This window comes from Kosakonia sp., from assembly GCF_032104925.1.
Classification (GTDB): domain Bacteria; phylum Pseudomonadota; class Gammaproteobacteria; order Enterobacterales; family Enterobacteriaceae; genus Kosakonia.
Window position 1 is genome coordinate 157,801 of the sequence record NZ_DAMCGF010000006.1, and the last position, 12,925, is coordinate 170,725.

Consider the following 12,925-nt stretch of genomic DNA (forward strand, 5'->3'; position numbering starts at 1 on the left):
TTTTCAGATTATTTCTTCAACAGTCGTGGCAGTTGGTTTTCCAGCTCAAGCAGACACGCATCCATCATTTTCTGCGTTTCTTGCGTCACTTTTTGGTAATTATTTGCCCGCCAGTCGGCCAGCGGCGCGGTTTTCGCCGTTGGTGCACATTCCGCTTTTACAAACGTGCTCAGCATATTGCCATCTTCTGCACGTTTATAGAACAACACGCGGTAGGCCAGATCATAATTACTGTTTCCCGCAGACATATCTGTGTAGACCAGCGACCACTGTGCTGCTGCGATATACAGCGGCTGTTTGTAGACATAATTACCGCCCTGTTTATCGAGCCATTCGCGAATTTTCACTTCGGCTTTTGGGCTTAAATAGCGCGATGTCGGTTCCGGCATAGAATCTATCGCGTTGCCTTTGTAGCTATTTTTATCAAAGGCATCGCCACTGCCCGCGCCGCCGCCAAGCGCGGCGCTGAGTAACGAAAGCCCCATACCGGCGCCAGCATGGGCAGGGCTCACTTCACGCAGTTTTACATCAGGGTAGCGATTGTTATTCATTTCAGGCGGGCTAAAAATGGTGGCAACCTCAAGCGTTGTACCGTTGGTGGCCTTTACCGGGTGCGTACTGGTTCCCGCACATCCGGCCAGCAGGGCGACAGAGAGTGCACTGAGCGCTAATGCTTTAATTTTCACTTTTTTTCCTTCTTTTTTCTGTTTACAACGTTTTATCCGGCGGAGCGGTTCTTTCAGTGAACACGCCGGTAGCCTGACTTTGAGTAAAAAGTGGTTAATAAAGATAACGGTCTGATTTAAATAAGCTTTAGCGGGGATTTAGCACTGAATTTTCATCTTTATTGGTGCAAATCAAGGAATCTATGAGTGCTTTCGTGTGGGGAAGATCATGGCAAATTACGTGGTCAGCGTTTCAGACCAGGCTGTCGCGGCAAATTTTTTTCCGGTGGAACAAGGCCTGAACGCTTTTAATGATGAGATCACCGGTATCAGCGATCGTAAGCCTATGAGCGTATTGGTTAAAGATGCGAATACTGGTGAAGTGATTGGCGGGATGATTGGTCGTACGTCACTGGGACTGCTGTTTATTGATCTGGTTTATCTTCCGCAAGTACTTCGTGGGCAGCGTTTAGGCGAAACACTACTACGGCAGTTCGAAGAGGAAGGGAGAAAGCGCGGCTGTATCTCTGGTTTTCTTTACACCATCAGTTTCCAGACCCCTGAGTTTTATAAAAAAAATGGTTGGCAAGAGTTTGGCCGGATTGATTGCCTGCCTGAGGGAACCAGCCGGATTTTTTTGCGCAAACAGCTTTAAGAAGCTCCGCGGAGCCGCCTTTCCGTCATCACGGGCATTTGCTGAATGCCCGTGCAATTACCCTCACACTCATGCAGGTTTGTACAAACTCTGCTCGTATGTTCCGCTTTAGGTCTATTTATTAAGAAAACATTAGTTTGCGTTTTATTTAAGTATTGTTTTTGGGATACGGGTAACAAATTTTTATTAAGTATCATTGAAATGTTTGTGGCAAAGTTTCATGTAAAATGTATTATTGATTATGGGTGCTACAGTAAATTCTTATATTCTTTTGTGACGCAATGAATAAATCTTATATTTCTGAACTGCAAAAGATGTCTCTGGTATTATTTTTAGCGAACAGGGGCGTCTGCAATATATTCGCTGATAATGAAGGAGATAAGCATACTTACAGCAGCTCTCCTTTCACAAAAGCGTGGTTTTTGGATCATACTCACCGGATACACGTCCGTCATTTTGGCCGCATATGGCGGCTGCTAAAAAAGCGAGACACGGAGGCGACAAGCCGCACAGCACTTGAAGCCTACTCGCTTTATGTCAGTGACTGCCTGCTGGAGTTACAGTCTGCTCCGGTGTTGACGCTGGTTCAGGGCTGGGTGTTAATCGAGGCTTATGAGAAGTGTCTGGCCTGTAGTGATGGGTGCGAACCTGCATGCTGTTTTGGCGAGCAATCCGCGCCTTCTTTGCTGGAAAAATATATATATCAGTTGTGTTTCGAACCTGATTTGCAATTAGAGTCCGGTTTATTAAAGCAAGCCTGTTTAGTGAGTCGGAATAATTCTTATTTATTAAATAAAACGCAACAGCTTAGTGATTAATTCTTGATGGCCTTTATATAGATAAAGGATTTAAATTCAACATTCTTTTACTCTGCTGTATGTCAATGTTCCCGGTAAAATATTTCCGCCCGTCGCAAAAAATACATGTATAACCCTGCAAGGGATTGCACGGTTATCGGGGCACTGATCACACATCCATGATTATCATCACAGTTCCCGTTTTGAAGGCTTGAGCCGCCTCGTCTGATTCGTTATAAGGGTTCCCGGGACGTAATCAGTAGAGAACTGAGCGAAACCTGATTCCATTGTTGCCTTGTGTGGCGGCAATGGAGTCAGGTTTTTTTTTGCTTTTTATCCGGGCGCACGCTTTTGGAAAAACATCAGGATTAAACAGTGAGAAAGCTGAAATGAAAGTAGAAAAAATACTCAGCAACAACGCTGTCCTGCTCATGAATGCAAAGCATGAAGAGATCGTAGCCATTGGGCGGGGCATTGGTTTTGGCAAAAGACCGGGCGATAAGGTCGACCGCAGCCAGATTGAAAGCCAGTTCGTCAAAAAGTCGGAAGGGCTGGCGGACGTCCTTTCGCAACTGCTGGCGGAAATTCCTCCCCCTTACCTGGCAGTCACGCAGCAGATCATTGCGCTGGCTCAGCAGCGGCTGGCGATCACTGTGCAGGACACGCTGTTCCTGGCATTAAGCGATCATTTAAATTTTGCCATCCAGCGGCAAGCCAACGGGCTGGTGATTAAGAACTTTTTACTGTGGGACATTAAACGTTTTTATGCCCAGGAATATGCGGTGGGGCTTGAGGCACTGCAGCTTATCAACAGTAAACTCGGCATTAGCCTGCCGGAGGATGAAGCCGGGTTTATCGCCCTGCATCTGGCGAATGCCAAAAATAACAGCGACATGCAAAGCACCATGCAGAGTGCCACCATCATTAAAGATGTGCTGACAATCCTGAAGTACGATCTGCATCTGACCTATGATGAAGAATCGCTAAATTATCAGCGCCTTATCACACACCTCAAATTTTTCGCACTGCGTTTGCTGAACCGAAATACCGTTGCGCACGGTGACGACAGTATCTATCAGGGGATCACCGGCATGATGCCGGCCGCCTATGCCTGTGCGATGAAAGTTAATGATTATGTTGAGAAAAATTACCAGTGCCAGCTCACCACCGACGAAGTGATGTTCCTGACGATCCATATCAATCGGCTGAGCGGTGGTTAACGGCGGCAAGAAAAAGGAGATAGTAACGATGCAAATGAGATTTCCCGAAGGTTTTCTGTGGGGCGGTTCAGTTGCCGCAAACCAGGTCGAAGGCGCGTGGAACGAGGGAGGAAAAGGCGTTTCCACTTCCGATCTGCAACCGCAGGGAATACACGGCAATGTCGTTGAGCGTGACGCGAACAGCACCGGTATCAAAGATGTAGCCATCGATTTTTACCACCGCTACCCGGAAGATATTCAGTTATTTGCTGAGATGGGGTTTAACGTGCTGCGCACTTCGATTGCCTGGACGCGCATCTACCCGAATGGCGATGAAAGCGAGCCAAACGAAGAGGGGCTGGCTTTTTACGACCGACTGTTTGATGAAATGGCCCGCTATGGCATCCAGCCCTTAATCACGCTTTCACACTATGAAATGCCTTACGGGTTGGTGAAAAACTATGACGGCTGGAGCAGCCGGAAGGTGATTGACCTGTTCGAGCGCTACGCGCGCACGGTCTTTACCCGCTATCGCGATAAAGTGAAATACTGGCTGACGTTTAACGAAATCAACATGGCATTGCACGCGCCGTTTACCGGCGTTGGGCTTGCGGGTGAGCGAAGTAAGCAGGAAATTTATCAGGCCATTCATCATCAGCTGGTGGCAAGCGCCCGCGCGGTAAAAGCCTGCCATGAAATCATCCCGGATGCCAAAATTGGCAGCATGTTGCTGGGTGGCATTCGTTATCCGATCACCTGCAAACCGGAAGATGTATTGCAATCGCAGCGCGTAAATCGCGACTGGCTGTTTTTTGGCGATGTTCAGGCGCGTGGTGCTTATCCGGCGTGGATTGGCCGCTTTTTCCGCGAAAATAACATTGCGCTCAATATCACCGGGCAGGATGAGCTGGACCTGCAAGAGACTGTCGATTTCATCTCGTTCAGTTATTACATGAGCGGTTGCGCCGCCGCACAGCCGGAGCTGTATCAAAGCTCGCGCACCAATATTATGCGCATGATCCCCAACCCGCACCTTGAAAGCTCCGAGTGGGGCTGGCAGATAGACCCGCAAGGGCTGCGTTTTTTACTCAATGAGCTGCACGATCGATACCAGAAACCGCTGTTTATTGTGGAGAACGGGCTGGGGGCGAAAGATGTTCCCGCCGCGGATGGCTCAATTGAAGATGATTACCGCATCCAGTATTTGCAGGCGCATTTGGTGCAGGTCAGAGAGGCGATTGAAGATGGTGTGGAACTGCTGGGGTATACCAGTTGGGGACCGATTGATCTGGTCAGTGCCGGTACCGCGCAGATGTCCAAACGCTATGGCTTTATCTATGTGGATCGCGATGATGCCGGGAATGGCACGCTGGCGCGTCGGCGCAAGAAAAGCTTCTTCTGGTATCGCGATGTGATCAGCAGTAATGGGGCAACCTTAGCGCTGTAATGTGAGCGCAAGAGATGCCGGATGTGGCTTACGCCCATCCGGCATTTGTCGTTTATGGCGTCCCGGTGACAATCGCGCAGCGCCAGGCGAAAAGGGACGGCATGCCGCCATTCTGCACCTGCAAAATGATGTGGAACGGCGTAGCGGTTTTTGGTTTACGGTGCGGTAACGCTGGCATCGGGTAAGTCGCTTTGCCCTGGTGTCAGTTGCGGGGCGAAATAGATCCCCGTGCTGGCCGTACCAGGGGAGAGCGCCAGTAACATGCTTAATCGCGTTTTTGTAAGTGACCTGGTTTTTTCCCCTCTTAAAAATCTGCTTCCCGTCGCTCCGCCAGACAACAGAAAGCAGGTTTCGCCAAAGGTGATGTAGCATGCTGTGGGCATGGTTATAAAAGAGTCGTTCAGCCAGGCCGCCCATAATAGTGATATATGTTACCGGGGGGCTGTATTTGCCTGCCTGCTCAATTCCATGGCAACGCTATTTGCGTGATGATTTTCACAAATTGGTTATTTGCGGTGGTAATTGCCTGCGCGGCTTGTTAGAAAGAGGGCGTTAGTTAAGGACGTCACCAGAGAAATTCTGGGCGAGACCTGGATAAAGCAGTGTGTTTACACACTATTTTATCCAGGTTTTTTTTTGCTTTTTTCCAGCTGGCCAGCGGATACAGGCAACACCAGGGTGTCCTGATTATTACTGTCGTTTGTGAAACGGGAAGTCTCATTATGAATAACAAAGTACTGGCAGAAAATATTCTGCAGCTGGTAGGTGGGGAGAGCAACGTTGCGACGCTGGTACATTGCGCGACACGTTTACGCTTTAAAATCATCGATAACAGCAAAGTGCGGTTGGCAGAGCTCGACGCGCTGGACGGCGTCATTACCGTGGTGAATGGCTCCGGTCAATTACAGGTGGTGATTGGCAACCGCGTGCCAGACGTATTCCGCGCGTTTGGCGCCATCTCAGGATTACTGGAGGATGATAAAAAGAAACAACCTTCGGAGCCGTCGCAAAATACAGCCTCGCTGTTAGGGCGTTTGATCGATTTGGTCGCCGGGATTTTCACGCCATTATTAGGTGCGATGGCCGCAGCCGGTGTGCTAAAAGGCGCGCTGGCGATTGTGCTGGCCGCCGGATGGCTGAGCAATAAAGAGAGCACCTATATAATTTTGCATGCCGCATCCGACAGCCTGTTCTATTTTCTGCCGATGCTGTTAGCCATCACCTCCGCACGTAAATTTGAAACCAATATCTTTGTTGCCGTGTCGATCGCGGGTGCGCTCATTTACCCCAGTATTCAAGGGCTATTTGATGGCGGCCAGCCGGTGAGCTTTTTTGGCCTGCCGGTGGTGATGATGAAATATACCGGTTCGGTGATCCCGATTATTTTCAGCGTCTGGCTGATGTCGATAATTGAGCGCTTTCTCAATCGCCATATTCATGAAAGCGTGCGCAATATTCTGACGCCGTTTTTCCTGCTGACGTTAATGGTGCCGCTGACGTTAATGACCATCGGGCCGATTGGCATTTCGATCAGTGAGTTTGTCGCCTCTTTATTTGTTTCGATTTACGGCTTCAACCCGATTATCGCCAGCGCGCTAATGGCTGCCGCCTGGCAGGTGCTGGTGATTTTCGGCGTGCACTGGGGCTTTGTTACCGTCTTTATCAACGACATTTCGGTGATGGGACACAGTTTTCTTAAAGCAGCCTCCAGCCCCTCGGTTTTCGCCCAGTCCGGAGCCTTGCTGGCGGTGATGCTGCGGGCAAAAGACAAAAAGCTGAAAGCGCTGGCGGGCAGTACCTTTATCGCCTCGCTATTCGGCATTACCGAACCGGGTGTCTACGGTGTCACCTTGAAACTGAAAAAACCGTTTATCTGTGCGGTGATCGCGGCGGCTTTTGGCGGTGCGGTGGTCGGATACGCCAAAAGTTCGGCGATTTCAATGGGGATGCCGGGGCTGTTGACGCTGCCGATTTTCTACGGCGATGGTTTTATCGGCTTTCTTATTGGCTGCGCCATGGCGTTTGCTGGCAGCCTGGTGCTGACGCTGATCGTGGGTTTTGACGAACCTTCCGCGCAAGCGCTACCTGACGCGTCGGCGAGTGAAAAAAAGCATACCGCGCATCAACCGGTGATGCCGAAAACCGCTGCGCTGGCTCCTGAGCAGATTACCGCGCCGGTTTCTGGCGCGTTAATTCCGCTGGCTGAAGTGGATGATAAGGTTTTTTCGACAGGCGTTGTCGGGCCGGGTTTTGCCATTATTCCGGATGAAGGACGAGTTTATTCCCCGGTCGACGGCCATATTGCCAGCACCTTCGCCAGCGGTCATGCCATTGGCATTCGCTCCACGGCGGGCGCGGAAATACTGATCCACGTCGGGATTAATACCGTGCAACTGGATGGGCAATATTTCCATATGCAGGTGAAAGAGGGCGATGAAGTCAAAAAAGGCCAGCTTCTCCTGACATTCGATCTCGATGACATTAAACAGGCGGGTTATGACACGGTGACACCCGTGGTCATTACCAACGGTGAAGCCTGGCGCGAATTACACATTAGCGATAAGTCCCATTCCCGCTTTGGCGAGCCGGTAATGGCGCTCCTGGTGTAACGCCCGCTGCTGGCGGGAGGCTATTTGCGGCGGGGGCAGTTGTCGCCGCAACCTATTAATAACGTGTTTGTGCGTTAATTGATCTACCCCCACAGGACGTGACTGATTTTATTCAGGCGAGACCTGCAACTGACGGAGCATTTTCCGTCGGTTGCAGGTCTTTTTGTTTTCAGGGGGCAATACCGAGGGGAACTCATGAAAGTGAACAACATAATTTCTAAAAAGACGTACATTGCCGTGGCGTTATTATCCTGTTATGGCGCAAGCAGCGGCGCAACGGCGCAGCAGCTAACGCTTGAACAGCGCATGGCGGCACTGGAAGCGCAGTTGCGCGTTACGCAGCAGAAACTGCAAGCCTATGAAGAAAAAGATCGCGCGCAGCAACGCAATGTTGCCTCGTCAGCCGTGCCTGCAGGGCAATCCGGTGCGACGGTGCAGGCTACGGCAGCGCAAGCGAAAACGGAGCCGGAGCTATCGCCAGCGACTCTGAAAAAAATAAGCCAGTATGTGCAGGATGATACCGGCTTTAAATATTCCGGTTATTTCCGCTCGGGTTGGGCAACCACCACCAATGGGGGACCAAAATCCTGGGCAGTGGGCTCTCTGGGGCGTTTTGGTAACGAATATGACGGTTGGTATAACTTGTCATTAAAGAAACGGGCATGGCGCGATGGCGACAAATCTATCTGGGCGAACGTGCAATTTGAGGGCGATCTCGGGTTAACCCAGAGCAATGAATCCTTTGAAAAAGGGATGTCCGGCGGCGGTATGGGCAAACTAAGTAAGCTGTATGTTGAAGGCAATGGACTACTTCCTTTTGCGCCAGAGGCTTCGGTCTGGGTGGGGAAACATACGCTGCCACAATATGAAATTCAGCTTCTGGACTGGAAAAGCAATCGCACACTTTCCGGTGCAGGCGTAGGGATAGAAAACTGGAAGCTACCGGTTGGCGCACTCAGTATGGCGATAACGCGTAACGATATTGATAATTACAGTACGGTCTGCGCCGCAGGCGCTTCCAGCTGTAGCAATACCACGCAGGTTAACGTCAATATCGCTGAAGTTCGCTACAAGAATCTTCCCGTGACAAAAAATGCGACGCTGGAGCTGGGGGCGAAATATGCGTTTGCTAACCAGACGGATGAGCAGAAAAAAGCGCAGGCGGATAATGACTATTATCAGGTCAAATCCTCCTGGCTTGGACAGGCGATTTTGCGTAATCCCATTCTGAAAGGCTCAAATGAATTGACGCTGCAAGTGGCAAATAACTCCCTTGCCAGCCAGTTTATGAATATTTCCAGCGCCAACCCGGATTTTGATTACAACAGTTCTTACTACGGTATTCATAGCGGCGGTATTGGCTGGCGGTTGGTGGATCAGGGGGAGTTTTATCTGGGTGAGAAGATAATCATGGCGCACGCGCTGGTGTATGGTCGCGGCCACGATCTTTACTCGACATATACCGGGGCGCATACGGACTTTACTACCGCGCGTGCGGTTATTCGTCCGTCATGGATCTGGAATCAAAACATGCAGACGGCGCTGGAATTGGGGTATTTCACGCAGAAAAATCGTGTCAATAATTCCACATTGGATGAATCTGGTTATAAGGTGACGCTGGCGCAGGTGTATAAAGTGGATACCAGCATTCTTAATTCCCGACCGGAACTTCGCCTCTATAGTACTTACCTGAAAGCGTTAGAGCATGAGATCGATAACCAGACCTTTAACGACGGTAAGGATTATCAAATAAGTTTTGGCGTGCAGGCTGAAGTGGTCTTTTGAACAACAAAAACAGAATCCCCGCCGTGGCGGCGGGGAACAATAACGCATGCAGATGTTGCGTTAGAAAGCGATAAAAATGCAGGGTGGGATAAAGACAAACCCTTTATTTTTAGATGGCAAAATCTTCCAGTTTTTTACCGTCTTCCAGTGCTTTGGCAATCACTTTCGGTGTGCGGCCCTGGCCGGTCCAGCTTTTTTCCGTGCCGTCTTCATCAATATACTTATATTTGGCTGGGCGTGGTGCACGAACAGATTTTGATTTCGTCGTTTGTCCTTTCAGCGAGGATAAAAGTTCGGTTGGATCGATACCTTCATCCAGCAGTTTTTGACGAAATGCAGCCAGCTTGGCTTCTTTCTCTTCTTGTTCTTTACGTAGAGAAGATTCTTCTTCACGACGTTCTTCAACAACAACTGACAGTTTTTCAAGCATCTCTTCAAGAGCTTCAAGGGTAAGCTCACGGGCCTGAACTCGCAGTGTGCGAATGTTATTAAGTGATTTAAGTGCTTCTGACATAGCGTCACTCCGTGTGCGGAAAAATGAATAATCTATCGGAATTAATTTTTAGTGATAACGACATAAAAATCAATACGGAATTATAGGTTTTAGCAAATATATATGTGATTGTGCAACCCTATGACTTTGTGGGTATCTGGCTCTGGCTAATTTAGTCACAATGCGGCATTAAAAAAGCCACAGAATTTAAGGGTTATTTTTATCGGAATCGTTAGTTAATGCCGCTTGTTCATCATAAAATAACCTATATCTTTGCATTGACTTTCGCTTGCCGGGTGCAGATTTTTCTTAACAAAGAGGCATTACAGGTATAGCGCCTGTGGCTAACGGTAAACGTTATCTCTGAACTGACGCGTTTTTTCTTTTTGATTTGCGTTAGCGCAAGCGGCAATTTCAGCATGGCTAAATGTTCCATTAAACATGACCACATATTGATGGCTCAGGTTTCTCCACAATAAGCCGCTAAGAAATTTGATCCGCGTCAGACGCTGTTGAGAATATTCTCGATTAGTAGCAAGCACAGCACGCTCCAGTTCATATCGGAGGTCATAAAATCGACCTTATTGACCCTCCGCTGGGGTTTCTTTTTCATACTCAACTTTTAATTACGTGCAGTAATAATTGCATTGCTGTATATCGCTTGTTGCATCGCACGCAGCGTGTCGCATAAATGATGAAGTGCAGGTTTTATCCTGTTATCAGGTTTTGCTGATATTAAACTTAAACTGCAGATCTTATCGCTATCCTGTTTTTTAACGGGTTCGGCCTGCGAGAAAACGTGCGGCGCGATAAATTCACCGTTCAATATCACCATAACGTTGCTGCCAATCGCAGCCGCAGAAACGCGCTATCGCTGCGTTGGCGCTTTCCCGCGCGAATAAACAGATTCAGATAAAAGCGTTGCGGATTATTTTGCGATTATTTCCCCACTCGCTGGGGAAATATCTCCAGCAGCCAGTCAATAAACACGCGCAGACGATGCGTAACGTGGCGGTTTTGTGGATACACCACATGAAAAGGGTACGGCTCTGGCCGCCACGGGCGTAGGATCTCCACCAGCGTGCCCGCTTTTAACGCCGCACCGAGTGAATAACTGAAGGTCTGGATAATCCCCAGCCCCGCCATCCCGGCGGCGAGATGCGCATTGCTCTCATTAATACCAATCCGGTGCGGCACTTTAATTTCGGTTTTTTCGCCATCGCGCTCAAAGCGTAACGGAAACGCTCGGCCGGTTTGTGGCGAGAGGTAGCTGACCAGCCGGTGGCCGTTTTTTAGCTCTTCGGGATAGGCCGGTGTACCAAATGTTTTCAGATATGCCGGCGTTGCGCAGGTAATGAGCGTGGCGGCGCCAATACGGCGGGCAATCAGCGAGGAGCTGTCCAGTGGCCCGCCACGGATCACGCAATCCACATTGTCGCTAATCAGATCCACCGGGCGATCGGCAACGCCTAAATCAAGACGAATGTCCGGATAACGCGCCAGAAAATCCGGCAGGGCGGGGATCAACACATCTTTCGCCGTTGAGCCGCCAATATCGACGCGAAGCTGTCCGCCTGGCGTTCCGCGTGCGGCATTGAATGAACCGTCGACATCTTCGAGATCGCGCAGGATACGGGTTGTTTTTTCATAATAGTCGCGCCCTTCCGGCGTAACCGTCACGCGGCGGGTGGTGCGCTGCAATAACCGCACGCCAAGGTGGGCTTCCAGTTCCTGCACCAGTTTGCTCAATGTCGCGTTGGGCATCTCCAGCGAATCCGCCGCCCGGGTAAAGTTCCCCGCCTCGACCACGCGGGCGAAAGCGCGTATTGCCAGTAATTGATCCATGCGAGTTCCTCCGTTGCTGTGATGTTGATTATACATAGTGGTGAATAGTCATTTTAATTTTTCGGTATTTTTCAATAAAAACGGGGGAGGTAGAGTTGCGCCATACCTGAGACGGCAGGCTTGTCTGCCGCAGGCACATCCCTTAACTGAACCGAGGAATACCACATGAGCACACAACTGAATGGCAAAATCGCACTGGTGACTGGCGGGACAAGCGGTATTGGTCTGGCAACCGCACAAGAACTGGCAGAGCAGGGGGCGCGCGTCTTTATTACCGGTCGTCGCCAGGCAGAACTGGACGCGGCGGTTGAACGTATTGGTTCCAGCGCCACGGGCATTCGCGCGGATGCGTCGGTAATGGCGGATCTTGATGCCGTGTTTGCCCAGATTGCGAAAAGCGCCGGGCGACTCGACATCCTGTTTGCCAACGCCGGTGGTGGCGAAATGCTGCCGCTGGGGGCGATTACTGAAGAGCATTTCGACCGCATTTTCGCCACCAACGTGCGCGGCGTACTGTTTACCGTGCAAAAAGCGCTCCCGCTGCTGGTAAACAACGCTTCAATCATTCTCACCGGATCGACCACATCGGTGAAAGGCACCGCCAGTTTCAGCGTTTACAGCGCCAGTAAAGCGGCGGTGCGTAACTTTGCCCGTTCATGGGCGCTGGATCTGCAAGGGCGCGGTATCCGCGTTAACGTGGTCAGCCCAGGCCCAGTCCGCACGCCGGGTTTAGGTGAACTGGTGCCGGATGAGCATCGTCAGGGCTTGTTTGACGCGCTGGCAGCCCAGGTTCCGTTGGGGCGTTTAGGTGAACCGCAAGAGATTGGCAAAGTGGTCGCGTTTCTCGCTTCGGATGCTTCCAGCTTTATCAATGGCGCTGAGCTGTTCGTCGATGGCGGCATGGCGCAAATCTAATTCACCACGCCGGGCTGGCCATCGCTGCGCCAGCCCGCAACGCAGGAGCAGAACATGCACACTTCCGCACTTTTGGTTGCTCAGCAACTGATCGACAAGCATTTTATTATCTGGAATAGCGCACACCCTGAACAACAGGTCGCCACCTTTTCGGATGTCTATGCCGACGATTTTTTCGTGGCGGATGATGCCGATGTGGCAACCGGGTTTGAGAACGTCGCGGCACTGATTTCTCGCGTACAAGGTGAGCATCCGGGGTTTTCGTTCACCCCCGAACCGGTGACGTGGAACCACGGTTTAGGGCGCGTTAGCTGGGGTTATGGCCCGCAGGAGAACCCGAATCTGATCCGCGGTGAGGATATTTTCACCCTGCGCGATGGCAGACTTGCCAGCCTGTGGGTATTTATTAACACGCCGTGACGGTCGGCAAGCCGCACCATTCATTGCCCACTGAGAAACCCCTATCAACATACCGGTAAACCTGAGTTTTCCAGTGCCGACATAACCGGTTCCTG

General features: G+C 50.5%; 12 protein-coding genes. 8 read left to right on the forward strand and 4 right to left on the reverse strand.

Features of this window, described 5'->3' with window-relative positions:
• Positions 1–8: 8 nt before the first annotated feature.
• Positions 9–686, reverse strand: a complete 678-nt coding sequence (locus RT644_RS14315) for a hypothetical protein (protein WP_020456869.1) — start codon at positions 684–686, stop codon at positions 9–11.
• A 208-nt stretch (positions 687–894) separates the two neighbouring features.
• On the opposite strand from RT644_RS14315, the gene RT644_RS14320 reads away from it, so the two are divergent.
• The 4 genes from RT644_RS14320 to RT644_RS14335 all read left to right on the forward strand — a co-directional run bounded on the left by RT644_RS14320 (position 895) and on the right by RT644_RS14335 (position 4,763).
• A complete protein-coding gene (locus RT644_RS14320; RefSeq protein WP_313627191.1) occupies positions 895–1,320 on the forward strand; it encodes a GNAT family N-acetyltransferase in 426 nt (141 codons plus the stop codon).
• A gap of 281 nt (positions 1,321–1,601) precedes the next feature.
• A complete protein-coding gene (locus RT644_RS14325) occupies positions 1,602–2,138 on the forward strand; it encodes a FlhC family transcriptional regulator (RefSeq protein ID WP_313627109.1) in 537 nt (178 codons plus the stop codon).
• A gap of 368 nt (positions 2,139–2,506) precedes the next feature.
• Positions 2,507–3,337 carry a BglG family transcription antiterminator LicT gene (gene licT, locus RT644_RS14330; RefSeq protein ID WP_313627110.1) on the forward strand — a complete coding sequence of 277 codons (831 nt, stop codon included), beginning with the start codon at positions 2,507–2,509 and terminating at the stop codon, positions 3,335–3,337.
• A gap of 28 nt (positions 3,338–3,365) precedes the next feature.
• On the forward strand, positions 3,366–4,763 hold the full coding sequence (locus tag RT644_RS14335; protein ID WP_313627111.1) for a 6-phospho-beta-glucosidase: 1,398 nt from the start codon (positions 3,366–3,368) through the stop codon (positions 4,761–4,763).
• A 52-nt stretch (positions 4,764–4,815) separates the two neighbouring features.
• On the opposite strand, the gene RT644_RS14340 is transcribed toward RT644_RS14335, so the two are convergent.
• A complete protein-coding gene (locus tag RT644_RS14340; protein WP_269231522.1) occupies positions 4,816–4,941 on the reverse strand; it encodes a hypothetical protein in 126 nt (41 codons plus the stop codon).
• A 544-nt stretch (positions 4,942–5,485) separates the two neighbouring features.
• Between RT644_RS14340 and RT644_RS14345 the strand changes: the two genes are divergently transcribed.
• Together RT644_RS14345 and RT644_RS14350 are read left to right on the forward strand one after the other, a co-directional pair.
• Positions 5,486–7,372 carry a beta-glucoside-specific PTS transporter subunit IIABC gene (locus RT644_RS14345; RefSeq protein ID WP_313627112.1) on the forward strand — a complete coding sequence of 629 codons (1,887 nt, stop codon included), beginning with the start codon at positions 5,486–5,488 and terminating at the stop codon, positions 7,370–7,372.
• Positions 7,373–7,567: 195 nt separating this feature from the next.
• The gene (locus tag RT644_RS14350) at positions 7,568–9,157 is read left to right on the forward strand and encodes a carbohydrate porin (protein ID WP_313627113.1); all 1,590 of its coding nucleotides are present in this window, start codon (positions 7,568–7,570) and stop codon (positions 9,155–9,157) included.
• A 109-nt stretch (positions 9,158–9,266) separates the two neighbouring features.
• On the opposite strand, the gene RT644_RS14355 is transcribed toward RT644_RS14350, so the two are convergent.
• Positions 9,267–9,671 carry an H-NS family nucleoid-associated regulatory protein gene (locus tag RT644_RS14355; protein ID WP_017455745.1) on the reverse strand — a complete coding sequence of 135 codons (405 nt, stop codon included), beginning with the start codon at positions 9,669–9,671 and terminating at the stop codon, positions 9,267–9,269.
• Between the two features lie 918 nt (positions 9,672–10,589).
• A complete protein-coding gene (locus RT644_RS14360) occupies positions 10,590–11,495 on the reverse strand; it encodes a LysR family transcriptional regulator (RefSeq protein ID WP_020456875.1) in 906 nt (301 codons plus the stop codon).
• Between the two features lie 165 nt (positions 11,496–11,660).
• Here RT644_RS14360 and RT644_RS14365 point away from each other — a divergent pair, with 165 nt between their 5' ends.
• Both RT644_RS14365 and RT644_RS14370 read left to right on the forward strand, forming a co-directional pair.
• Positions 11,661–12,410, forward strand: coding sequence for a glucose 1-dehydrogenase (locus RT644_RS14365; RefSeq protein WP_313627114.1), 750 nt, complete (start codon positions 11,661–11,663; stop codon positions 12,408–12,410).
• 54 nt (positions 12,411–12,464) lie between these two features.
• Positions 12,465–12,830 carry a nuclear transport factor 2 family protein gene (locus tag RT644_RS14370; protein ID WP_313627115.1) on the forward strand — a complete coding sequence of 122 codons (366 nt, stop codon included), beginning with the start codon at positions 12,465–12,467 and terminating at the stop codon, positions 12,828–12,830.
• The last annotated feature ends 95 nt before the right edge of the window (positions 12,831–12,925 follow it).

What these genes read in the sequence shown, in the direction of transcription:
- RT644_RS14320 (WP_313627191.1), top strand. Translation starts at nt 895, where the DNA reads ATGGCAAATTACGTGGTCAGCGTTTCAGACCAGGCTGTCGCGGCAAAT.
- RT644_RS14325 (WP_313627109.1), top strand. Translation starts at nt 1,602, where the DNA reads ATGAATAAATCTTATATTTCTGAACTGCAAAAGATGTCTCTGGTATTA.
- licT (WP_313627110.1), top strand. Translation starts at nt 2,507, where the DNA reads ATGAAAGTAGAAAAAATACTCAGCAACAACGCTGTCCTGCTCATGAAT.
- RT644_RS14335 (WP_313627111.1), top strand. Translation starts at nt 3,366, where the DNA reads ATGCAAATGAGATTTCCCGAAGGTTTTCTGTGGGGCGGTTCAGTTGCC.
- RT644_RS14340 (WP_269231522.1), bottom strand. Translation starts at nt 4,941, where the DNA reads ATGCCAGCGTTACCGCACCGTAAACCAAAAACCGCTACGCCGTTCCAC.
- RT644_RS14345 (WP_313627112.1), top strand. Translation starts at nt 5,486, where the DNA reads ATGAATAACAAAGTACTGGCAGAAAATATTCTGCAGCTGGTAGGTGGG.
- RT644_RS14350 (WP_313627113.1), top strand. Translation starts at nt 7,568, where the DNA reads ATGAAAGTGAACAACATAATTTCTAAAAAGACGTACATTGCCGTGGCG.
- RT644_RS14355 (WP_017455745.1), bottom strand. Translation starts at nt 9,671, where the DNA reads ATGTCAGAAGCACTTAAATCACTTAATAACATTCGCACACTGCGAGTT.
- RT644_RS14360 (WP_020456875.1), bottom strand. Translation starts at nt 11,495, where the DNA reads ATGGATCAATTACTGGCAATACGCGCTTTCGCCCGCGTGGTCGAGGCG.
- RT644_RS14365 (WP_313627114.1), top strand. Translation starts at nt 11,661, where the DNA reads ATGAGCACACAACTGAATGGCAAAATCGCACTGGTGACTGGCGGGACA.
- RT644_RS14370 (WP_313627115.1), top strand. Translation starts at nt 12,465, where the DNA reads ATGCACACTTCCGCACTTTTGGTTGCTCAGCAACTGATCGACAAGCAT.